The 22,368-nt window shown below is 37.6% G+C and carries 22 protein-coding genes; 10 read left to right on the top strand and 12 right to left on the bottom strand.

Translation table 11 applies throughout. From position 1 onward, the window contains the following. Positions 1–449: 449 nt before the first annotated feature. The 8 genes from ACO1O5_RS02780 to ACO1O5_RS02815 form a co-directional block, all read right to left on the bottom strand. On the bottom strand, positions 450–1,037 hold the full coding sequence (locus ACO1O5_RS02780; protein ID WP_486268252.1) for a uracil-DNA glycosylase family protein: 588 nt from the start codon (positions 1,035–1,037) through the stop codon (positions 450–452). Then, positions 1,012–2,385: a B12-binding domain-containing radical SAM protein gene (locus ACO1O5_RS02785; RefSeq protein ID WP_486268254.1), complete on the bottom strand. Its 1,374-nt coding sequence runs from the start codon at positions 2,383–2,385 to the stop codon at positions 1,012–1,014. The genes ACO1O5_RS02780 and ACO1O5_RS02785 overlap by 26 nt, the downstream gene beginning before the upstream one ends. 1 nt (position 2,386) lies before the next feature. Then, the gene (locus ACO1O5_RS02790) at positions 2,387–3,163 is read right to left on the bottom strand and encodes a hypothetical protein (protein ID WP_486268256.1); all 777 of its coding nucleotides are present in this window, start codon (positions 3,161–3,163) and stop codon (positions 2,387–2,389) included. Further along, the gene (locus ACO1O5_RS02795) at positions 3,164–3,673 is read right to left on the bottom strand and encodes a PIN domain-containing protein (RefSeq protein WP_486268258.1); all 510 of its coding nucleotides are present in this window, start codon (positions 3,671–3,673) and stop codon (positions 3,164–3,166) included. Next, positions 3,663–4,739 (bottom strand): helix-turn-helix domain-containing protein, encoded by a 1,077-nt coding sequence (locus tag ACO1O5_RS02800; protein ID WP_486268260.1) that lies wholly within the window; start codon positions 4,737–4,739, stop codon positions 3,663–3,665. Before ACO1O5_RS02800 ends, ACO1O5_RS02795 begins: the two co-directional genes overlap by 11 nt. A gap of 577 nt (positions 4,740–5,316) precedes the next feature. Next, complete coding sequence (locus ACO1O5_RS02805; protein ID WP_486268262.1) at positions 5,317–5,718, bottom strand: helix-turn-helix domain-containing protein; 402 nt, start codon at positions 5,716–5,718, stop codon at positions 5,317–5,319. Between the two features lie 116 nt (positions 5,719–5,834). Beyond that, complete coding sequence (locus ACO1O5_RS02810; protein WP_486268264.1) at positions 5,835–6,332, bottom strand: cupin domain-containing protein; 498 nt, start codon at positions 6,330–6,332, stop codon at positions 5,835–5,837. 94 nt (positions 6,333–6,426) lie between these two features. Then, positions 6,427–7,395 carry an oxidoreductase gene (locus tag ACO1O5_RS02815; protein WP_486268266.1) on the bottom strand — a complete coding sequence of 323 codons (969 nt, stop codon included), beginning with the start codon at positions 7,393–7,395 and terminating at the stop codon, positions 6,427–6,429. Positions 7,396–7,619: 224 nt separating this feature from the next. Here ACO1O5_RS02815 and ACO1O5_RS02820 point away from each other — a divergent pair, with 224 nt between their 5' ends. Genes ACO1O5_RS02820 through ACO1O5_RS02830 form a run of 3 tightly spaced genes read left to right on the top strand, consistent with a single transcriptional unit; the run spans position 7,620 to position 8,668 of the window. Continuing rightward, positions 7,620–8,192 (top strand): hypothetical protein, encoded by a 573-nt coding sequence (locus ACO1O5_RS02820; RefSeq protein WP_486268268.1) that lies wholly within the window; start codon positions 7,620–7,622, stop codon positions 8,190–8,192. Between the two features lie 12 nt (positions 8,193–8,204). After that, the gene (locus ACO1O5_RS02825; RefSeq protein WP_486268270.1) at positions 8,205–8,468 is read left to right on the top strand and encodes a hypothetical protein; all 264 of its coding nucleotides are present in this window, start codon (positions 8,205–8,207) and stop codon (positions 8,466–8,468) included. Positions 8,469–8,473: 5 nt separating this feature from the next. Continuing rightward, positions 8,474–8,668 (top strand): hypothetical protein, encoded by a 195-nt coding sequence (locus ACO1O5_RS02830; protein ID WP_486268272.1) that lies wholly within the window; start codon positions 8,474–8,476, stop codon positions 8,666–8,668. 76 nt (positions 8,669–8,744) lie between these two features. Here the strand turns inward: ACO1O5_RS02830 and ACO1O5_RS02835 are convergent, their stop codons facing one another. From ACO1O5_RS02835 to ACO1O5_RS02850, 4 genes are all read right to left on the bottom strand, one after another. Next, a complete protein-coding gene (locus ACO1O5_RS02835) occupies positions 8,745–11,552 on the bottom strand; it encodes a CHAT domain-containing protein (RefSeq protein WP_486268274.1) in 2,808 nt (935 codons plus the stop codon). A gap of 58 nt (positions 11,553–11,610) precedes the next feature. Then, positions 11,611–13,107, bottom strand: a complete 1,497-nt coding sequence (locus ACO1O5_RS02840) for a S8 family serine peptidase (RefSeq protein WP_486268276.1) — start codon at positions 13,105–13,107, stop codon at positions 11,611–11,613. A gap of 87 nt (positions 13,108–13,194) precedes the next feature. Continuing rightward, positions 13,195–13,923: a tetratricopeptide repeat protein gene (locus ACO1O5_RS02845; protein WP_486268278.1), complete on the bottom strand. Its 729-nt coding sequence runs from the start codon at positions 13,921–13,923 to the stop codon at positions 13,195–13,197. 1 nt (position 13,924) lies between these two features. After that, positions 13,925–14,521 (bottom strand): RNA polymerase sigma factor, encoded by a 597-nt coding sequence (locus ACO1O5_RS02850; RefSeq protein WP_486268280.1) that lies wholly within the window; start codon positions 14,519–14,521, stop codon positions 13,925–13,927. Positions 14,522–14,789: 268 nt separating this feature from the next. On the opposite strand from ACO1O5_RS02850, the gene ACO1O5_RS02855 reads away from it, so the two are divergent. The 7 genes from ACO1O5_RS02855 to ACO1O5_RS02885 all read left to right on the top strand — a co-directional run bounded on the left by ACO1O5_RS02855 (position 14,790) and on the right by ACO1O5_RS02885 (position 22,357). Continuing rightward, positions 14,790–15,347, top strand: a complete 558-nt coding sequence (locus tag ACO1O5_RS02855) for a hypothetical protein (protein ID WP_486268282.1) — start codon at positions 14,790–14,792, stop codon at positions 15,345–15,347. A 202-nt stretch (positions 15,348–15,549) separates the two neighbouring features. Next, a complete protein-coding gene (eat, locus tag ACO1O5_RS02860) occupies positions 15,550–16,866 on the top strand; it encodes an ethanolamine permease (RefSeq protein ID WP_486268284.1) in 1,317 nt (438 codons plus the stop codon). 224 nt (positions 16,867–17,090) lie between these two features. Next, positions 17,091–17,474 (top strand): GxxExxY protein, encoded by a 384-nt coding sequence (locus ACO1O5_RS02865; RefSeq protein ID WP_486268286.1) that lies wholly within the window; start codon positions 17,091–17,093, stop codon positions 17,472–17,474. Between the two features lie 152 nt (positions 17,475–17,626). Then, on the top strand, positions 17,627–18,985 hold the full coding sequence (locus tag ACO1O5_RS02870; RefSeq protein WP_486268288.1) for a glutamine synthetase family protein: 1,359 nt from the start codon (positions 17,627–17,629) through the stop codon (positions 18,983–18,985). Between the two features lie 115 nt (positions 18,986–19,100). After that, a complete protein-coding gene (locus tag ACO1O5_RS02875) occupies positions 19,101–20,249 on the top strand; it encodes an iron-containing alcohol dehydrogenase (RefSeq protein ID WP_486268290.1) in 1,149 nt (382 codons plus the stop codon). Positions 20,250–20,280: 31 nt separating this feature from the next. Next, complete coding sequence (locus ACO1O5_RS02880; protein WP_486268293.1) at positions 20,281–20,982, top strand: gamma-glutamyl-gamma-aminobutyrate hydrolase family protein; 702 nt, start codon at positions 20,281–20,283, stop codon at positions 20,980–20,982. Between the two features lie 7 nt (positions 20,983–20,989). Beyond that, complete coding sequence (locus ACO1O5_RS02885; RefSeq protein ID WP_486268295.1) at positions 20,990–22,357, top strand: aldehyde dehydrogenase family protein; 1,368 nt, start codon at positions 20,990–20,992, stop codon at positions 22,355–22,357. Positions 22,358–22,368 lie beyond the last annotated feature (11 nt).

Here is a 22,368-nt window from a genome sequence, read left to right on the forward strand (position 1 = left end):
AGATGGTAGATATATAATAAGGGGTTCCCGGCTGTTTCCTTATTGATTGGTGGCTACCTTCTTGCTGTTTTGTTGCAGGCATGTTGCAGCGGTTAGCAACATGGCAGCAGGAAGGTAGCAAGAGTTCCCGAAGAAGAGAGCAACAAAACGTGGTTGTGCTGCACCTATTATTTACAGCTTAGGTTTGGGGTAATTTAATGTACTGCAGGTGACTTCACAGCAAAAACTTTGTGTTCGAATAGGCTTACCGTGAGACCCCGGCCCCGGGAAGTGTTAGAACCGGCTAAAAGTTAAATTTCAAAGCATTTAGGTTTTTTGTTTATTGAAAGAATGACTTACTTTATGGTTGATGTTTTCTTCAATGCCCGGGTCTCACGGTTACTTTTTTTTAACGGCGGTTTTAATGTGTAAAGACCACGACTTGACAGTAATAGGAATCAAGCAATACTCTAAACAACTAATTTAAGGACCGAAGCCTCGCTGCAAATAGATTGTAAACTTTTAATGTATTTATTTAACAGGTTTCTTTTATAGACAAGAATATAGGATGGATGATGAATTGGTATAAACGTTATGTCCCCAATCTGGAAAGATTTATATTTGAAATTATCAGAAAGACGAACTTCTTTAACTCCCATTTTTTTCATCACAAATGTCGCAACTTGTTTACCTAACAAAAAAACAATTGAGGGCGAAAGTTCATTCAATTCAAATTCAAAGTTGGGAAAACATTTTTCCATTTCATGTTCAACTGGGTATCTGATCTTTCCTTCTTTTAAAGGAAGACATTTTACTAAATTAGTTTTATAGAAATTGATATCATTTCTTAATGGTGCTTCTACGTTTTCAATTAAAGCACCAGACCTTGTATGAGGTGATAAAGGGAGCTTTTCTATACCTTCATCAAATTGGACGGCTGATAAGCCAACCCAAAAAATATTCGATATTATTGGCTCGTCTAAAACCGGTAACTGATTTAGATAGAGGCCGCATGCTTTGCAAACATGATTATTACAACGCTTTAGTTTTTTGTTCAAGTCCAGCGAATATTTTACCGTCATTCAAGTTAATTGTACGGTAAATATAACGATGAAGGGTATCACTGTCAACCTTTGAATAATTTCCGTTGTGAAAATTAAACTGTAAACGGCCTACAAGCTCTGATAGATCTTCATTTGGTAAAATCGGCTGAACTCTTAAATTATTTCCATTAACCTCCAAATCGTGATAAATTTGAGTGCCGTGGTATGGACGGTATTGAAAAACACTGGTACGAAAATTGGTTCCATAACTTATGGAGATTTCCTTTAACCTATTTGCCAATTGGAAAGTCATTTCCATATCTTCCTCCGTTTCTTCAGGAAACCCATAGATAAAATAACCTTTCATATTTATTCCGGCTTTTAATACTTTGGTTAAGTTTGCGATTATAATTTCTATATTTTTTGTTTTATTAATTTCACCAAGTATTTTTGGAGACCCTGATTCAATTCCAATAAATAACTCATAACACCCACTTTCTTTCAAATCATTCATTATTATATCATCAACATTATTAAATGTCATTACATGTGCCATTGATCGCCAGTACAGATTAAAATTCGAAAAAACATTGATTGCCTTTTGAACAGTTGTATTTGTTTTTAAAAATAAATCATCAAGTACCCTAATAGAATTGACACCTGGATAAGTACTCAGTATATCATTTAACTCTTGAACAATGGAAGTTTCTGATTTCTCCCTGATAGAGTAATCTTTATTCAAAGACCTGGCAGCCGCACAAAAAGCACAGTTATATATACAGCCCCTGCTAGTAACAATGTTTGCTTCGGTAAAGCCTAATGGATGTAGTACAGGTTCATTCAGGAAAAAACTTCGGTCAAGTGGTACCTTTGAAATATCTTTTACTTCGTACTTGGATTTTCCATCTACGAGGAATACTCTCCTATTTCCCTCTGCGTAAAAAGGAAGTTCTTTAAGTTGATTTTTTACTATATCCAAAGTGATTAGTTCTCCATCACCGGTTACTACATCAATTTCGTTATTTGTTGTCCAGTTAAGTATATCCTTATAAAGTTGTTTAGTAGAAAGCCCACCGATAATAAAGTGGGATCTGAAATTTATTCCTTCAAATAAATCTTTTACCAGTTCATAATTGGTGGTGAAAATATTAGAAGCTACGAAATCAGGCTTAAAAGCATTTATGGTTGCAATCAAATCTGTTAATGGTATTCGTTGGTGAACTGCGTCAATAAGTTTTACATCAATACCGTCATTATGCAGGATTGTGGCAATATGCCCCAATCCAATAGGAGGTAAAGAGTCCTCATCGTAGAGGTCGTTCTTTTTTCTGAATAACGGTGAATTAATGATTACTACTTTCATTTCAGTTTCCTCCTATAAAAAGTGATTCATAGCTTTCGATGTCATTTGCGGACGGCCTTTGTGCCAATGACCAAGCTAGTTCCCAAATATTATTATACAACGCCCCATTGGAATTTGCGGTATCAGTTTCTAAAGATTGATAAATACCGGATCTTATTTTTGTGTACATCAATAATTTTGTTACACCTTGTACTTGAATTATCCTACCTCTAACTTTCAAATCCGCGCTTTCAGGCTCATAAAATCTTAATTCAGCATATGGTAATTCATATGAAATCTTACCGTATCTAATTTTTTGAATTTGGGTATGGGGAGTTTCGCAAAGTATTGAAACCTTTTTAAATGCTAAAGATCGTAAATGAGTATATTGTTTATTATTATCAATTTCAGATGGAGAATTTCCCAGAAAATTTAAATCACCACCAAAGAGTTTTATTTCATTTTTATCGGCATTTGAAGTGAATTTATTTACAATGGGATCTAATTCTGTAGTTTTGAAAATATTTTTAAAAAATAAATATTTATTAGTTGCCATCCACAATAGAGAGCTTATTATAATTCCCGCAATTAGAACGCCAACATCGAAGCTCTCTAACTTATTCCAGTAAATTATTCCCACTAAGATAGAACCCAATACAACAATGGTACAGAAAACATAAAAAATATAATGGAGCTTGTTATTATCCTTTGCTGCAAAGATTTTACTACGCAAAACTCCAAGTATTGCACCTAATGAAATTGATGCGCAGGTTAAAATAACTTTTATCAAATTTTCCATTTATACACTATTTAATTTTTCGGTAAGATTTTTTATTTCTTTTATCGGAGCTCTTTGATTTATCGTTTTATAGAAATTCAATTTTTCAATTGCTTCCTTCTTACTCAAAAAGCCTTTGATATGCAACTCTTCCACTATCCAAAGTATACCTCTGACTGTAAGATTTTTGGTAACAGATATTTTCCGAAGACTTCCATCCGAACTAAAGATTATGGCGTCTTTTCTGATGGCCAATTCTAAAACTGAACTGTCAGGAATACTCAGTCCCGCGTGTTGATCAAATATCCCCGCAATAGCTTCAAATTCACCTTCAGCGTCAATTTGTAGTTTTCCATTATTAATACACTTTGAAATTTCACCCCATTGCGCTTCATTTGTAATTTCTCCAATTACTTGTGGTGTCGTAAAGGCCAAAACCTCTAATTGAAAAAAATCTTCTAGAAGATTCAAATCAACCAGATCAAATAGGATACAGGCATCCTTGATTACTATTTCTTTTTTATCTGACACCTATAAATCCTTTTCTTAGTTCGTTAATACTTACATTCCAAAGAGCGGCTGCTTTACTCAAGCTGATTAGTTCTTCAGCTAAAGCCCGGTTTACTAATTGGTCAAAATTTCTTGATTTTTCTTGTCCTTGATATTTCCCCGGTTCTTCTTTTGCTCCATAAGTTTTGCTCATATAAATTACCCAACGCTGATAATAACTATCTACAATTATTTCAAGTTCTCTTAACCTGTGCACAATAGCTCGTAAAGAAATCCCGAAGTATTCCTTAATTGAAATGAGCTCATTGATTTGTATATAGGTTCTTTTTGATGATCCTATAAGTTTAATAAGCATTTCGCTTGGAAGCAAGAAGCAACTGGAGAAAAAGTGGCAGAATATTTCAACTTCTTTTGGAACACTTGAAATGAATTTTTCTAAATTCAATAGTAAGTGAGACAGTTCATGTATGATGGTAAATCTGATTCTTTCTATAGGTTTATTCCTGGTATTTACAACTACAACAGGTATCCCGGTAGAAGTAAAAACAGCCAGCCCATCAATTTCATCTACATCATCAATCAATAAAACCTTAATGCCTTTTAATTCCAGCATTTCAATGATGTTAGGAATTGGGTCAGTACCCAAATCCCATTCTTTCCTTAATTTTATTGCTGCTTGCTCGACATCTTTTTTATCAGTAATCTTAAAATTTTTAAGTGGGTTTCTAAATTCGGCTTTAACACCAACTATATTTTCTATTTCTAAATAGCGTTCTACATAATCCCGAACTTTTTCTACAATTGACTCTTCATTTTTTTTGGATAAACTTGCTTTCTTTCTGAATAGAATTTCACCTAATTCTACCTGGTTTTTTTTCAAGAAATAATCTGGCTTAACATTTAAAGTACTGGATATAGCCACCAGCACATCTCCTGAAGGGTTCATTAATCCCATCTCGTATTTATTTAATGATTGCTTAGTTACCTTGTTCTCCAAGGCATCCGCAAGTTCCTGTAAAGAAAAGCCAGCCATTTTTCTGGCGAGCTTTAATCTGGTACCGAAAATATTTTCTGCTATATGTTCCATAATTTTAAAAGTCTGGTTGACAAAAATAGTAAATAAATTGAAAATGTCAACCTTTCGTACTAAATTATTTTTGGGATTTATTTTAGAGGTTTTTTCTCATGAGACCCACTTCCTGTTTTAAAGGCTTGGAATTGGCCATAACATATATACTCCAAATAGTTAGGCAATTTAAAATTGATAATAACAAGGTAAGGGCTGAATATCGAAAGCAAAATCCCTTCTTTTATAGTTAATGATTTTCATTCTGAGTTTTAGTAATTTCAGAGAGGGTATAGCTTGATGAAGCCGGAAACACCGACTCTAATTTGCTGGATAAAAATCAGCCACATATTTACTTCTATCTCCCACCGTAGGCGCGAGCCTTTCCTTCAATTCCATAGGGTTAGTGCAAGCGTCCACTTATGAATTGAAAAGGGGCTCGAATTAAAAAGCGGTAGGAGTAAAGGAATATAAAGCTTACCGATTGTGCGATTTCTTTTCTGCGGGCAAGGATTAGTTTAATCAGGTTAAAGTTAATTTAGGTCACAAGCAAGAGAATGCCTTATTTTCGTATACTCTTTACCGGTATGAACGTTATTTATTTCTTTTCATTTAGTATTCTTTGCAATAATTCTACCTTTTCTTTTTCACTTTTAACTAAAGCATCATACAATTCAACAATTTTATCAATCGGATTAAATGATGGAGCATAAGTTTTTACATAACCTATTGCATGGTCATTAAATGTATTTGAGATAATATTTATAGCAGATTCCTCATCAAAATTCTTAATAGCTTCCATAGGCACTTTCAACACCTTAGCCACCTGTTGCAACAAATCATCTTCAATAGTTTCCTTTTGCTCCAGTAGAGAAACTTTCTTCTGGTTCCAATCTTCGCCTAATTCCGTTGCAAAGGCTTCCTGCTTTATACCCAGCATTTCACGAAAGCGCTTTACGTTTCTACCCTGGTGTATCTTTTCGTTGGTACCTGTTTCCATTTATAAAGCTGTTTAATTTATAATAGGTAAAGTAAGCGATTTTTTCTAAATAATGTACCGGGTAAAATACCTGTTTCTAATTCTAAATTATCCTCATAATGTTCTGAGAATTATTATTAATCTAAAAAGCCCGGCGGATAAAGCACCTGGCCATATTTTTCAGCTAAAGCTTTTAATTTCACCAGGTCTTCCACGGTTAAAGTTGGTGGCGGTAAAAAAGTCCCACTCTCAATTGGTTGGCCAATTTCCCGGAAAAAACTGTCTAAGCCCGCCGGCACAACTGTACACAATAAATGGGCAGGTTTGCCTGTGGTATTTTTAAAACAATGAACAGCGCCCCCCAAAGGAATATTTACAAACGAGCCCTTACCGGCTATATATTTTCCACCTTCCATTTTAAATTCAATTTCGCCTTCTGCTACATAAAACATTTCCTGGAAATGCTTGTGAGCATGAGGGCCCGGGCCGCCACCCGGCGGTACAAGCATATCAATAACGGCATAATTTCCGTTGGTCTGTTCCCCCGAAATAAGGATGCGATAAGAGTCACCAACAATTGAAAGAGTTTGACCTTGTTCGTTGCCGATTGTAGTAATATTGTTGCCTGTTGTCATTATGGTAGCATTTTTGTTTTTTGGAATGTGGCAAGATGCATGCCGCTATGTTGCCTGCCGGCATACGTCATCAAAGTCATGCTTTTTGATGCAGCTACTTTGCCCACTCAAGTCCAACCAATTTTTCACTAAGCGCCCACAGCTGGGCTGCCATTGCAGGATCGATTGCCCATTTGCGTACTCCGTTAACTTGTGAACTGTTATTTTCTACAATTGGTGATATATTGCAATCTGCACAGTAAACGCCACCCATGTTTTCCAATTGAGGACTCGTAGCACACCAAATAGTTGTTGCTGCACCCTGTGCAATTGACTTTATAAGAGAAGGTATGTAATTCGGGATGGCAGAGGTTGCACTGGTCATAGTTGCTTTTTCTTCTTCACTCATAAACCTGTTCAAATCAGTTGAAGTGATTCGTCCGGGGTGAACAGCAAAGGCTCTGACACCATATTCTTTTCCAATTTTGTCTAAGTGAACGGCAAAGAGTGAATTGGCGGTCTTAGATTGTCCATATGCAGTCCATTTCTCGTAAGGGCGCGTGTGAAAATTGGGGTCATCAAATTGAATACCGCTGAAACGATGGCCCAATGATGATAAACAAATCACACGTGCTTTGGCTTTACAAAGCGCATTCCAAAGATTGGCAGTTAATTGAAAATGTCCTAAATGATTTGTTGCAAATTGCATTTCATAACCTAAACTGTTTCGCAAAAGCGGTGTTGCCATAATACCGGCATTGTTAATCAAAATATCGCACCTGTCAAACGATTGCAGGTACTCATTGGTGAATTTATTTACTGACACAGGTTCCGATAAATCAAGCTCAATAATGTGTACGTTTTTTACTGCTGCAAGTGACTGCCTGGCTTTTACTATGTCACGGGCACCAACAATAATTGTTGCTCCTGCTTCGGATAAAATCTTTGTCGTTTCAAGTCCAATTCCTGAATGCCCGCCAGTTACAATTATTGTTTTTCCGCTTAAGTCAATGCCGGTAATAACTTCTGAGCCTGTTGACGTGTCATAAAACCCAGAGTGAATAGGTTGTTGTTGTGTTGTCATTCTTTTTTCTAATCGTTTATTTTAGCGTGTTGTCAATGCTTCTAGGCAAGGGTGTATTGCCGCAACTTAAAACTAATCAATAGCGCCTATGCTACCAAACGAGGTTGCTTTACGAATGCCGGGATAACCATGGGTTAAAACACCTGTTCTTAATTCTAATTTATCCTTTGCAGGAATAATATAGAAAATGTAAATGTTGATGCTTTATGGCAAAATATACCACTATGCCAGCATACGACTTTGAAGATAAAGATACTCAATATGCTTACGAATGCATCCGCAGCTTCTTCGACCATTTTGTTATAGCCGATGCCATTAGCTGGCTCGAAAGCATTATAAAGGCTGCCACCCACAAAAAGATATGGAAAAAAGAGGCACCGGCGCAAATGCTCCTGTACATGCGGTTGCTGGAAGAACTGGTAACAGCCGCTTTTGAAATTACAGAAAGCTGCTCCAAAAGGGAGAATGCCATTATTGCAAATGACAGTGAGGAGCCTGCACCGGCACCCGGAGATTATGTAAGCCACTACAGGGATTGCCACCCATGGAGTTGTTTTCCCCGCAGCCTTACCCTAAAGCAATATCGCAATCCTTATAAGGCAATTAAAAAATTTACGCGATATGCCACCTTACCTCAATGGAAAACCTATATGGAAGACTGTACCGAATACGCACTGCTCGATGCCAGGATTGACGATGCAATGCCATCGTACGATGTATTAGCTATCCGCCTGCGCCTTCTGCAATTAATAGAAGCCTGCCACCTGCTGGATGTACGAACGAATGCAAACAAATAAAAGATCTGTTGAATGATTCCTGAAATAAAGTATGAACAACCATCCCAGCTGTTTAATGAAGCAGAATGGCTGCGGCTCCTTTTTCTTATCAGTGATACCGTTGCATGGATAGAGGAGATGGAAAGGAGCCTTATGTATCAATTGCCTGTTGCCCATAAAGCAAACTCTTTCGCAAAACCTGGTATTTACCGGCAACCTCACTGGCACCCGTACCCGAAAAGCATTACTATAAATTGGCACGCCATCCCGGTTGCGTTAAGTTCACCATTACTATAGCCAATATGGTTTATTGGATAAAAGAAGCATTTTATACCGAACCGCAAAGCATCAATGGCTCCCTCAATTGTAAAAGATGCCTGGATACCCGTACGGTAATTGGTTATACAAGAGAAGAGGAGTCCACTACTTTTATAACGGTAATAACGGATGGGGGAGGTACCATTAAAACCGCTTTCCCGGGGGAGTATGAACTGTAAGAATACCGGGCCACATATAACGGATAAACGTATTCGAAAGAAAGGCGTAAGCAGCAACATGCCTGACTATTGCTGTTCATTTTCCGGCCATACCAGGTTTACTGTTTATTTTTTTCAACGTTATTACCAAAGCAATAATTAATAAGACACCCGGAAAAATGAGCCACCACCAATTATGCTTTGATATAAGTTTTACCGGGCCGCTATTCCCTACGATGATCATGTTGGCCCAGAAGTAAGGCAGCAGTTTTTCGTTGCTGTTGTTTTTCATATAGAACAGTTTAGCCTGCCTTAGCGCTTCGTCTTTATTCATTCCTTGTGAGAGATTTTTGTTGAAGGTTTCTGTAATAGCATAAATAGTATATTCATCCGCATTCCACAAGGTGGCCGCTACAGATGGAATACCCGCAGCGGTAAAACCCCTCGCCAAACTATAGATTCCTTCGCCCGTTGCATTTTTCCCCAGGTTGGTTTGACAGGCGCTTAATACAACCAGTTCCGTTGCCGGGTGCTGAATTAATTGTATTTCTGATAAACGAATGGATGAGTCCTGCATAAAAAGTCTGGGTTCAGCTTCCGTGCTGTCTGCAATGGCATGGGAGAAAATATTTACGATGCTATACCCGGACATTTGATCAAAGAAATTTTTCCGGTTGGCAAATTTCCCGGTAAGCACCTCGTTTACTTTGTAATATTTTGCACAATCACTTATCGCCGCGGAAGAATTTGCGAGATCTGCCACCTTGAGATAAGGTGAAAATGTAACGGGCGCTATACCCAGGAAAGTCCCGGTGGCACTATTAACAAGATCAGGAGCCGCCATTAAATTACGGGCCGCATATACATAGCTAAAGCTGTAATCGTTCAAAAGAAAATTTTTGCCACCACGGTCGGTACAGAGGGCTTCAAAAGGGATCACCAGGTTATCGAGGCAAATAATTACCCGGCCTTTTGGTAGCTGAAGAGGTAAGAACAAAGCCTTATAAATGGAATTAGCCGATGATGCAAAAAGATCATAATGACTGTTCAGGAAATTTTTATCCGAACAAAACTGCAAAAACCTGGCAAGCTGGTTATTATCAAATTCATTTTTTGTGAGTTTGATGAACCTGGTATTTCCGGGTGTAACCCCTAACAAATAAGTTACCGTATCCCCAATAAAATAATGAACAAAAGACTGGTTATTTTTGGCAAGGTACTCCCGGAAGTTGGTAAGTGTGGGAACTTCATCTGCATACTTATATTGATAATAGTTTGGAAATTTTTGTTCTAAGGATTTTATATAATGTTCAAAATCATCTTTAGCATTTAAAAAATGTACCTGTTGCGATGCAAATTCCGGTGATCCTTCAGGAAGCGACAGAAGTTTCTGCTGCTGTTCGATTATATTGATTTGCAGCTTTTCTTCTTTGGCCGCTTCTGCAGGAAGTAACCTGGATGCAGCGCCCAATTCATTCAATTTATCATTCAATAAGACTGCCCTGCTTTTTTCCATGAAGTAAAAAGCAAGTTGAGGGTTTTTGGCTAAATAACAGGCTTCAATTGTTCGGGTGAAAAAATCTCTTGTGTCTTTGCTCCAGTAAAGTTTACTTTGCTCTGCAATTTGTTCGTGACGCAGATCTGTAATGATAGAATCAGCAAGGAGTGCAGTTGAAATACAAATGCGCAAATATTCAGGTTTATTCGTTTGCTTGTATAAATACAATAAACTTTTAGATTTATTATCCAATACAATTTCCAAGAAACTTTTATTTTCAATAGTTCGCAATTCTTCACAAGGCGGATTATTTAATAAGCCTTTTAATTGATAATGGCGAGCGAGCAGTTGTAATGATTGCTGATATAATTTCAATGCATTTAAATAATCGCCATTTTGGAAATTAATCTGAGCCATGTTATCTGATGCAAAAGCGGCAACACTATTATCATTAGACTTTATGGCCATCGTATACGCTATATCGAAATATTTTCCTGCTTCGATTGGATTATGACACTTAATCAATAACAGAACACCTGCATCATTATAGTCTTGCGCAATATTATGAAGATTATTGAGCCTTGTTCTAAATGAAATACATTTTTTAAATAAGTCTTTCGCTTCTATGCATTTATTTTGATCTGCAAGTATGTCGGCTTTATACCGATAAGCATTGGCCCATGATTCATAATCTTTTGATTTTGAGAATTGCAATAATAACAATGAAGTATCTACGTCACGTAAAGCCTTGCCAGTTTTTCCTTGCATTTCATAAGCTTCTGAAAGGCCAAGCTTAGCCATTATTATTTTAGAAGTATCATTCATTTTAAATGCTAATTGTAATCCCACAGTTATTTCTTCAACATCTTTTTCAAAATCACCATCCTTATAGTATGCACGCCCCTTAATAAGTTTTGATGTAAGTACAAATTTCTCTAACTGAGGGAAATTCTTACCGATAACATCGAGGCTGTCAAGGTACTTAAGTACTTCATCATATCTTGAAAGCTGGTTATAGCAAAGGCCAAGGTTATAGTAGCTTACACCGGCATACCAATAACAGGCGCCTGTTTTACCGGAAGTATTTATACTGACTGCAGCCTTCGTATTCTGGATAGCTTCAGAATATTGTGCCTGCTGGTATTTAAGTGCACCAATCCTGTGCAGCATTCTTGCGAAGACTGAATCTTTCTCCCTGTTGCAATTTTCAAACCGTTTTTTTAATTCTACGAGAACTGCTAATTTTTGATCAATATCCTTTGAAGAATTTTCAATTGAAATTATGGAGTCCCAAAATTGTTGGTGTGACAAACACTGTGCGTTTGCGGTAAAAGATAAAGCCCAGGTTATACAACCCAGGCTTATATATCTAGTGATATTCAATATTTTTTCTTTGCTTTCCTGCATTAGTGATCAAAGACTTTCAATTTATAAAATTGTTGACTTACTCCATTAGAGTACCGGGTTATCGTCGTTGGTCAAACATTTCTCCGCTTTTTATTTTATTGCTTAAAGCAGTATTTACATGGCCAATTGAAGGTATACCTAACAGGAAATCCAATATATTCTTTTTATTAAATCGTAAAGAGCTACTTGCCAAATGTTTTTGAATGCTTGTGTAGTTGCCACAAATAATGCCGGTTACTATTGGTGTTGCGTAGGAGCTCCCTCTCACAATATGACCTTCATACATTGGATTACGAAACCATAAATCACCAAACCTATCTACATTATCATTCACCCCAACATCTACCACATTACGCGAAAAATTCTGGTTGGGTGAAACAATATGAGATTGGTCATCAATGGTTGTTACAGCAATAACATTTGGTAAATCGGGATCAGCCGCCAATGATGCCGGGTAAAAATATACATCATCCAGGTCTCTTAAATCTGATGGTGGAGTCAATCCAGCATTAGTGAACAACGCTCTTTCTACGGCATCATTATTATGCAGGTTTGCGTTTCCGGCTGCTGCTATTAATAAAATATTATTATTGGTTAAATAGTATTTAATGTATTGTTTTAATAATAAAGCATCATTAGCATCGGCCGAAGATACAACACCCGCAGCAGGCGGACGCTTCAATGCGTAGTAACCGAAACTTGCATTTATAATTTTCGCCTTCCGATCTTTTGCATAAGCAAAACCGCAAAGAACACTGAACAAATCGCTTTCTCCATTTGACTTATGTATTTTCACCGGTAATATTTTCACATCATTTTGTGCAAGAGCATTTACCTCTTCGGCAATTAACCTGGCTACAATTTGTCCGTGCCCCGTCGGTAGATTATAATCATCCTGAACATTATTATTTTTCTTTGGAAAATCCCAGCCATTATTGGCATTTGGGTCTAAGCATGTGGATGCTGAGTTTTTGTACATTACTTTTGCAAGATCAAGTGTATCTACTCCCGTATCAAATACACCCACTACAATTGGGGGCTGCGTGAAAGTTTTGGCCGAAAAATATTGTTTTTTTGTTGTATCAGGGAGAGAATCGGCGGTCTCAATAATTTCTACAGGAAAATTTACGCTCCAGTAAATAGTGTCCCCACCACCACCCGGGGGACAATTAGTTTGGCACGTTGTACCGCCACCGCTACCAGTGCCATTCCCTTGTATATAGGTTTTTACACCTGTACCGGTAAGCAGCATTAAACTGCTGTCGCAGGAACCGCAAAACAAGGTAATGTTAAATGGTCCGCAATGGCTCTCAATGCTGTCAAGCCAACTATTCAAATAAGTAGGATCGCTGCTGGGAGTTCTCCATACAACTATTTGCTGAGAGCTATCCGGGGGCCGTTCTTTATTGATGGCAATACGCTGTCTCCAATCCTTATTCTTACTATTGTTGATCTTATGGGGATGACATGACGTTTGTGTAAACAATAATGCCATGTATAGACATGCCATCGGCACGCAAGCAACAACAGTCGTTATTTTAAAAGAAATTTTCATAAAACAGTTTTTGACAAGATGATAAAATTTTTTTCCTAAAATATCCCTGATTTAAAAATGTAAGTTGAGATTTATTAAAAGTTATTATTAAAAGTTTTTCAACCACTCCTCCGCCTCTTTCTTCCCTTCCAAATTTTCATCTCTCACTTGCTCCAGCAATAACTTTGCGGCATCTTTATCTCCATCTTTGTTTCTTTTGAGCAATGTTATTGCCTTATAAAATTTTCCATGATTACTATACAAAGAAGTATCAGTTGCCAGCATTGTAAAATATTCTAACGCATTGTCGTAATTATTAAGCCTTAGGGAAACAATGCCGGCATCTTTTTTTGCTTCACTGTTTTTTGGATCGCTTTTTACAAGCATTTCAAATATCGAAAGCGCTTCCGTTAGTTTATCGGAGTTAAATAATTTTAAGGCCGTTTGCATGCTGTCGGCGTGACCCATGGTAACGCTTAAGTTTTTAAAATTTTGCTCTATATATTTATCAGCGAGTTGTTGGGGTGAGTTTCTATTTCCGGTAAAAAGCCAGGCAACAACTAGAACCGCAATAATTACACTGGCTGCTGCCATATACTTCCAGATATTTCTAACTGGCTGTTTGATGGCAATTACTTTTTGCTCATTATATATTTCCCTGAACCTTTGTTTCTTTTCTTCCTGAGCTTGTTGTTGCATGATGCCGTTGGCAGAAATATAAAAAGCAACTTCTTCGGCAAACAAAGAATCTTCAATTATCTTTTTTTCGAATAGTTTTTTTTGCGCATCGTCATTAGTGCCTTTAAAATAATTCTCTATAAATTCCAGGTTTTCCATTTCAGGCCTTTTTGATATTATATAATTGACGCAATTTATCTAAACAACGCAGCCGGCTTGTCTTAACCACATCTGGTGATTTATATTCCATAATCACAGCTATTTCTTTATCATTATATCCTTCTGCAAACATGGTTAATAACTGTTTGCAGTTTTCGCCTATCTCGGTCAACTTTGTTTTCAGGAGCGCCAGGTCAGTTTTTTCAACTAACTGTTGAATAATCGTTTTGGCCGGATCAGAAATCATTGTAAGCATATCAGAAATCGGCGCTGTTTGATGCACGCTGCTCTTATTGGTCGTTTTTTTCCTGATAAGGTCAACGCATTTGTTATTAAAAATTCTGTAGAGGTAGGTTTTTAATGAAGATCGTTTTTCAAAGCGGTCGTTGGATATATTTTCTATTACTTGTAATATTGTGTCGGAGTAAGCATTAAAGGCATCTTCCTGGTCTAATGAATACTTGTTTATTCCCTCTTTAATAAAATAAATATGCCGACTGAATAATTCTTCTTCGGCTTTTCTCCTTACCATGTTACTTTCCTTAAGTTGCCGTATTATTTCTTCATCATCAGAAATTACGGTTGGGGAAACTGGCATAAATTATCAGACTATTACATTAAGATAATGAAAATATGTAAGACGGAAAACGTTTCCCATTTCTTTTTTTGGTGCTTGGCACACGCATCCGTAATTATAGTCAGCTAATGACAGCCGGCGATTTTCCCTGGAATTTAAGTGCTCAATTTTCCTTTCGGTCACCCTCAATAAAAAAATAAAATCTTTTTGTTTCCCTGTTTATTTTTTCTGCGACAAATCATGCAACGAACAAATAACAATTAATTCAAAAACAATTAAACTAAAAAAAATGAAAAATTTTCTTATCGCCTTCGTGGCAGGATGTGTTCTTGCCCTGGCAGCCATCAGTGGAGCGTATGCTCAAAGCGCCAACAATATTGTTTCGGCAGAACAATTTAAAAAGCCGCTTAAAATTAACAGGTCAGTGTTGCCGGCAGAAACAAATTCCGCTATACTTGACGCCAGCATGGTTAGTGCCAAAGCGCTAAAGGATTTTAAAAAATCATATAAAAATCCTGACGATGCAAAATGGGTAAATAATGCCTATGGCGTTACTGCCCATATCAATGCTAACGGTATTGACAATGTAATTTACTATGATAAGAAAGGCAACTGGCAAGCATCTTTGAAAGGATATTTTGAAGATAAGCTGGACAAAAATGTAAGAGCCACTGTTAAACAAAAGTATTACGATTACAAAATCACTTATGTGCAGGAAGTTGAAACCGGTTCTACTATAGGAATGCCAACCTACATGGTACATATTGAAAGCGACAGTGATTTTAAAATCGTAAGAGTTAGTGATGGCGTCATGGACATTTACGAAGAATTTGGAAGACAAAAATGAAAAACTAATTAAAACTACCTCATGATTATAAACTGTATGTCTGCCGGGAATTTCCCATTATTGTAATAAAGCCATCTGATGCAAGGATGGCTTCATTGTTTTCTATATCTGCCTCTTCTAATTTCTTTCAATAATTCAATCTTAATTTTTTGTTTTAAGTTTAATTAATATTTATGTTCATAATAATGTTATTAAAATTAAGATGCCATTACCGCCTCTGTCTCCGAATATTGAATTAAAACGAACACTTACGCCTGCGATGCTGTGGGGCCTTGGAGTTGGATACGTGATCTCGGGAATGTATTTCGGATGGAACCTCGGCCTCGCCGAAGGTGGCACTTTAGGATTAGCCATTGCTACTTTCTTCATTATTATAATGTACGTGACATTTACTTTCAGTTATGCCGAATTAGCGAGTGCCATACCTAAAGCGGGTGGCGCTTTTGATTATGCCAACCGGGCTCTGGGAAAAGATTGGGGTTTTATCGCAGGCATGGCTCAAAACATAGAATTTATTTTTGCTCCCCCGGCAATTGCATTTGCTATTGGTGCTTATTTTAATTTATTCTTTCCGCAAATACCGGTTATCGCCACTGCCATTTTTGCCTATATTGTTTTTACCGGGTTGAATATATATGGAGTGAAAGCGGCAGCTATGTTTGAATTAGCTATAACGATTTTAGCAGTGGGGGAGTTGCTGCTATTCACAGGGATTACCATTCCTCATTTTGATTTTAAAAATTTACAACACAATGCGCTACCTCATGGCTGGCAGGGAATTTTTGCTGCGATACCTTTTGCTATCTGGTTTTTCCTGGCTATTGAAGGCGTGGCCAATGTTGCTGAAGAAGCCATCAATCCTCAACGAACCATTTTAGTTGGATTTGGCTCGGCCATACTAACGCTCGTTATTTTATGTGTGTTAACTTTTGTCTCTTCAATTGGTGTGGCCGGTTGGGAAGCGATTGTTTATAAATCGGATGGCACGGCTTCTGACTCGCCTTTACCACTGGCTTTGAGCCATATTGTTGGCAGTAACAATGCCATGTACCATTTATTGATTACTGTTGGATTATTTGGTCTAATCGCATCTTTTCATGGGATTATTTTAGCTGCCGGAAGATCCGTATTTGAATTTGGCAGGGTAAAATTTGCACCGGCTTTTGTTGGTAAAATTCATCCAAAATTTCAAACACCAGCCAATGCATTGCTCGTAAATCTTGTAATAGGAATTATTGCCTTACTCACTGGTAAAACCGCCGAGATCATCACTATCTCCGTATTTGGAGCATTAACACTGTATATTATTTCTATGATCTCGCAAATGCAATTGAGAAAAAAAGAGCCTCAGTTAGAGCGGCCTTTTAAAGTGCCTATGTATCCTTGGTTTCCCATAACTGCTTTGGTGATTGCAATTATATCATTCGTGGCAATGACTATTTTTAATAAGGAACTTGCGTTTGTTTATTTTGTGATAATGATTGTTTGTTACATTGCTTTTAAATTGTTTAAGAGATAGTTTTCCCACAAAGACACAAAGAGCGCAAAGGGTTTTTTCTTAGTGTTCTTTGTGTCTTTGTGGGAAATAAAAATAAATCTCGCAAAGCCACCAAATTCACAATGAGTTCTTCTTGGTGTTCTTAGTGCCTTTGTGGGAAACAAAAAGAATCCCACGAAGCCACCAGGTACACAAATGAAACTTTTTATTAATTGATCTTATTGTCATGCACAATAAAAAATCTAATGACAGAAAATGAACTGGCAACGATCGCGGTGGATATTTGTTTTAAAATTCATACCAACTTAGGCCCTGGATTGCTTGAAAGCGTTTATGAGGCAGCTTTTGCGTATGAATTAGATAATCGCAATATTCCTTATTCAAGGCAACAAGGAATTGTGGCAAACTATGAAGAAATTATTTTGGATGTAGGTTTTCGTGCGGATATCATTATGGATAATAAATTGATCGTTGAGATTAAATCAGTCGAACATCTTGAAAAAGTTCATCATAAAGCTGTGCTAACTTATTTAAAGCTCACCGGAATTAAATTAGCGATACTCGTTAACTTTAATGTGAATCTGATTAAGGACGGGTTGCATCGGAAAATTTATGGACAATTATTATAAGAATATCCCACAAAGCCGCAAGATTCACAAAAGGCTGTTCTTCGTGATCTTAGTGTCTTTGTGGGAAAACAAAAGAATATCCCACGAAGACGCAAAGTTCACAAAGGCTTCTTCTTAGTGTTCTTAGTGTCTTTGTGGGAAAACAAAATTTTATGGATAAAAACGAAATAATTCAATACGTAAAAGATCATCCTTCGGGCAAGGTGAAAATTGCATTAACTGATATTGATGGCATATTGCGGGGCAAATACGTTTCAACAGAAAAATTTCTTTCTGTTGTTGATGGTAATACAGGTTTTTGTGACGTGATATTTGGATGGGATTCTAATGATGTGGCTTACGATAATATAAAATATACCGGCTGGCACACTGGTTATCCTGATGCCCCTGCAAAAATTGACTTGTCTACTTTCAGAAAAATTCCCTGGGAAAATGATCTTCCTTTCTTCCTTGGAGAAATGATAGATAAGGATGGCGGGCCCTCATCAGTTTGCCCCAGGCAACTATTAAAGAAAGTTTTGAAGGACGCTAACGCGGAAGGCTACCTGCCATTTTTTTCCCAGGAATTTGAATGGTATAATTTTGCTGAATCTCCACAAAGCGTACACGATAAGCAATTCAAAAATCTTACTCCTCTTACCCCGGGAATGTTTGGCTATTCAATTCTTCGGAGTTCTCTCCAAAATTCATTTTTTAGTGATCTCTTCGAATTGCTAAAGAAATTTAATATTCCGCTGGAAGGCCTCCATACTGAAACGGGTCCCGGCACATATGAAGCCGCTATCAGTTATTCTGAAATTTTGGAAGCGGCCGATAGAGCCGTGGTGTTTAAAACGTCCGTAAAGGAAATTGCGTATAGGCATAACTGTATGGCTACCTTCATGGCTAAAATTAATGAGAATCTTCCCGGTTGCGGCGGCCATGTTCATCAGAGTTTATGGGATAAAAACGGGAATAGAAATCTTTTTTATCATGATAAAGATTCCTCAAAAATGAGTGGCCTTATGAAAAATTATATTGCGGGACAATTATATTGTCTTCCTCATATTTTGCCAATGTTTGCCCCCGTAATTAATAGTTACAAACGGCTGGTAGAAGGAGCATGGGCGCCGACAACTCTTACCTGGGGAGTTGATAACAGAACGGTAGCATTGCGTGTTTTGTCTGGCAGTAGCAAATCGTGCAGATTAGAAACCCGCGTTATAGGTTCAGATGTAAACCCATATTTGGCCATGGCCGGATGTCTTGCTTCCGGGTTATATGGAATAAAAAATAAATTAAAACTGAAACAGCCTGCAAGTGTGGGCAATGGCTATAAAGATTATTCCAATGGAACGCTTCCCAAAACGCTTGACGAAGCAACCCAGATGATGAAAGACTCGTCAGTGGCAAAGGAAATTCTAGGCGAAAAATTTGTAGAGCATTTTGTTCAAACCCGCGAGTGGGAATGGAGACAGCATTTGAAAGCGGTTACAGATTGGGAATTTAAAAGGTATTTTGAGATAATATAATGTGCAATCTACATTTCTGAAAAAAAGGGGAGTTGAAACAGTCGCAAAGAGTTTTTATTTGCGGCTTTGCTTCTTATGTATCTTCGCGTGAGATAAAATTTATAAGACGTTCTAAATGACATTTAATACAATTTATCAATATAATTTCCCCACCATTATTCGTTTCGGAGCAGGTGCCAGCAAAGAATTAGGTGATTATTTAATAAAAAACAAGTTGTTGAAACCACTGGTAGTTACAGATCCCAATGTTGCCCAACTTGATTTTTTCAAAGAAATTATTACTGATCTAAAAAAGAAAAATATTTCGACAGAAGTATTTAGTGATATTCATAAAAATCCAGTAAGGCCTGACGTTTACAATGGTACAGATGTTTATGATGCAACGAGCCGCGATTCGATTATTGGAATAGGCGGCGGGGCTGCGTTAGATGTTGCAAGGGCAATAGTTTTGCGTGTAAATCACCGGGAAGATCTTTTTAAATATGATGACCTTATTGGCGGCGATGTTTATGTTACCAACGATGTGCCTCATTTTATAACCATCCCAACCACTGCCGGAACGGGCAGTGAAGTGGGGAGAAGCGCTATCATTTCTGATGAAGTAACGCATCAAAAGAAAATCCTTTTCTCTCCAAAGTTGCTGGCGAAAATCGTTTATGCTGATCCGTTATTAACCATGGAATTGCCTGCTTTCATAACTGCGGCTACCGGCATGGATGCGTTGACGCATAATATGGAAGCTTTTCTCGCGAAGATGCCGCATCCCATGTGTGATGGAATTGCTTTGGAAGGGATTTCACTTATTAACCAGTCGCTGGAAAAGGCAGTGAACAAGCCCGACCTTGCCTCAAGAAGTAACATGTTGATTGCTTCCTTAATGGGTGCGGTTGCATTTCAAAAAGGATTAGGTGTGGTACATTCATTGGCGCATCCGTTGTCTTCTTTGTTGGATACACATCATGGTTTGGCCAATGCGGTAAACATTCCTTATGGTATGCAATTTAATGTTGAAGGGTTTGAACATAAATTTAAACGCATAGCCAGAACGCTGGAATTAAAAGAAGAAAATGGAAAGGGAGTTGTTAACTATTTGCACGAACTGAATTCGTCTATTAATATCCCGCATAAACTTGGGCATATTGGCGTAAAGGAAGAACACATTGAAACGCTGGCAGATCTTGCCATCGCTGATTTTGCGCATCCCAATAATCCTAAGCCTGTTACCAGGGATGATTTCAGGCAATTGTATTTAAATGCTTTGTAGGTTCATTTTTTTTTACAGCGAAATTTAATAAATGAAAAATATTGTTATCGGTATCAGTGAAGGGACTAAATATTTTAATTACGAGAACTGGTTCTATAAAGAGAAGGGAGTCAAGACAATTAAATTGAGTTATAAACTGGATAACTTCAATGAGGTGGAAAAATGTGATGGTATCATTTTATCCGGTGGAAATGACATCAACCCGAGATTGTATAACCAGCCCGATTATCTTGCTTATGTTAACCCAAAAGATATTGATGAAAAGAGGGATGAGTTTGAATGGGGAATAATCAGGCATACTGAAGAAAATCAAAAACCTGTCCTGGGAATATGCCGTGGCTTGCAACTGATTAATATTTATTTTGGCGGTACGTTAGTTCCTGACATTCCCGCATTTGGGAAATTTAATCACGGAAAATTCAAAGAAGGTAATGACCGGAATCATTTGGTTGAAATTGATCCAAATTCAGCTTTGTTTAAAATTATTGGTATTAAAAAAGGCGAAGTAAACAGCGCCCATCATCAAAGTGTAGATATGCCCGGATTTGGGTTGGTTGCAAATGCGTTGTCGCCGGACGGAATTATTGAGGGAATGGAAAGGAGGGAACCGCAAGGCAAGTCATTCTTAATGTTGGTTCAATGGCACCCGGAGCGAATGGAGAACCAGGAAAGCATTTTCGCAAAAAATCTAAAACAAAATTTTATAGATGTTGTGAGGCAAACTGTTCAATAATTGATTTATGAAAATAATTAATCCTGCAACCGAAGATATCATAAAAGAAATTGAGGAAGATACCAGGGCTGGCATCGAAAAAAAATTTCGATCATTGCAGGGCTCTCAACCTGGTTGGCAAAAGGTTCCATTAGAAGAGCGGATAAAAATCTTGCAGAAATTTTCCATTCTTCTTAAAGAAAATATTGAAGGCCTTTCGCTGACGCTTACCACCGAAGTAGGAAAACCTTTACAGCAATCCCGTAACGAAATTAATGGAGCTGTAAACCGTATTAACTGGCTTACCGCAAATGCCGGCAAATATTTATCGGATGAAATAATGAACGTTGAAGAAGGATTAGAGGAAAGGATTTCTTATGAGCCATTGGGAGTTATCTGTAATATTTCAGCCTGGAACTATCCCTACCTGGTTGGGGTAAATGTTTTTGTTCCTGCTTTGTTGGCCGGGAATACTGTTATGTATAAACCATCCGAATATGCCACGCTTACCGGATTGGAAATCGAAAAACTATTCCAACAGTCTGGGTTACCCGAAAATATTTTTCGTGTAGCCGTTGGTGGAAAAGAAGCCGGGGAAATATTATTGGAACTTCCATTTGATGGATATTTTTTCACGGGATCTTATAAAACCGGAAAATATATTTACGACAAGGTAGCGGATAAAATGGTTCCGTGTCAATGCGAATTAGGAGGTAAAGATCCTTTGTATGTTGCCGATGATGTAACGGATGTAAAATCGGTTGCTGCAGGAACCGCAGATGGAGCTTTTTATAACAACGGACAAAGTTGTTGTTCTGTTGAACGAATTTATGTGCATGAAAAAATTTATGATGATTATGTAGATGCATTTACGAAAGAAGTTAAGTCCTGGAAGATTGGAATGCCAACAGAAAGTGGAATTTATTTCGGCCCCCTTTCAAGAAAGGAACAGGTTAAAGTTTTAGAAGAACAGGTTGGTGATGCCTTGCAAAAAGGTGCAACAGTTATAACGGGCGGCAAACGAATTGATGCACCCGGGTATTATTTTGAACCAACGATTCTTACCAATGTTTCTCATAAAATGAGTGTGATGAAGGATGAGTCCTTTGGGCCGGTAATCGGAATTATGAAGGTTAAGAATGATGAAGAAGCCATTAAATTGATGCAGGATACAGAGTATGGATTAACCGCATCGGTTTACACAGCTGACAAACAAAGAGCGGAGAATATTTTGCAACAAATAAATGCCGGTAGCGGTTATTGGAATTGCTGTGACCGGGTAAGCGCTGCGCTCCCCTGGAGTGGAAGAAAGCATTCCGGATTCGGTGTAACGCTTTCTCACGCTGGTTTACGGGCATTTGTAAAACCAAAAGCCTGGCATTTAAGAAGCCGTTAGGGTAATTGGCA

The organism is Ginsengibacter sp. (genome assembly GCF_057362405.1).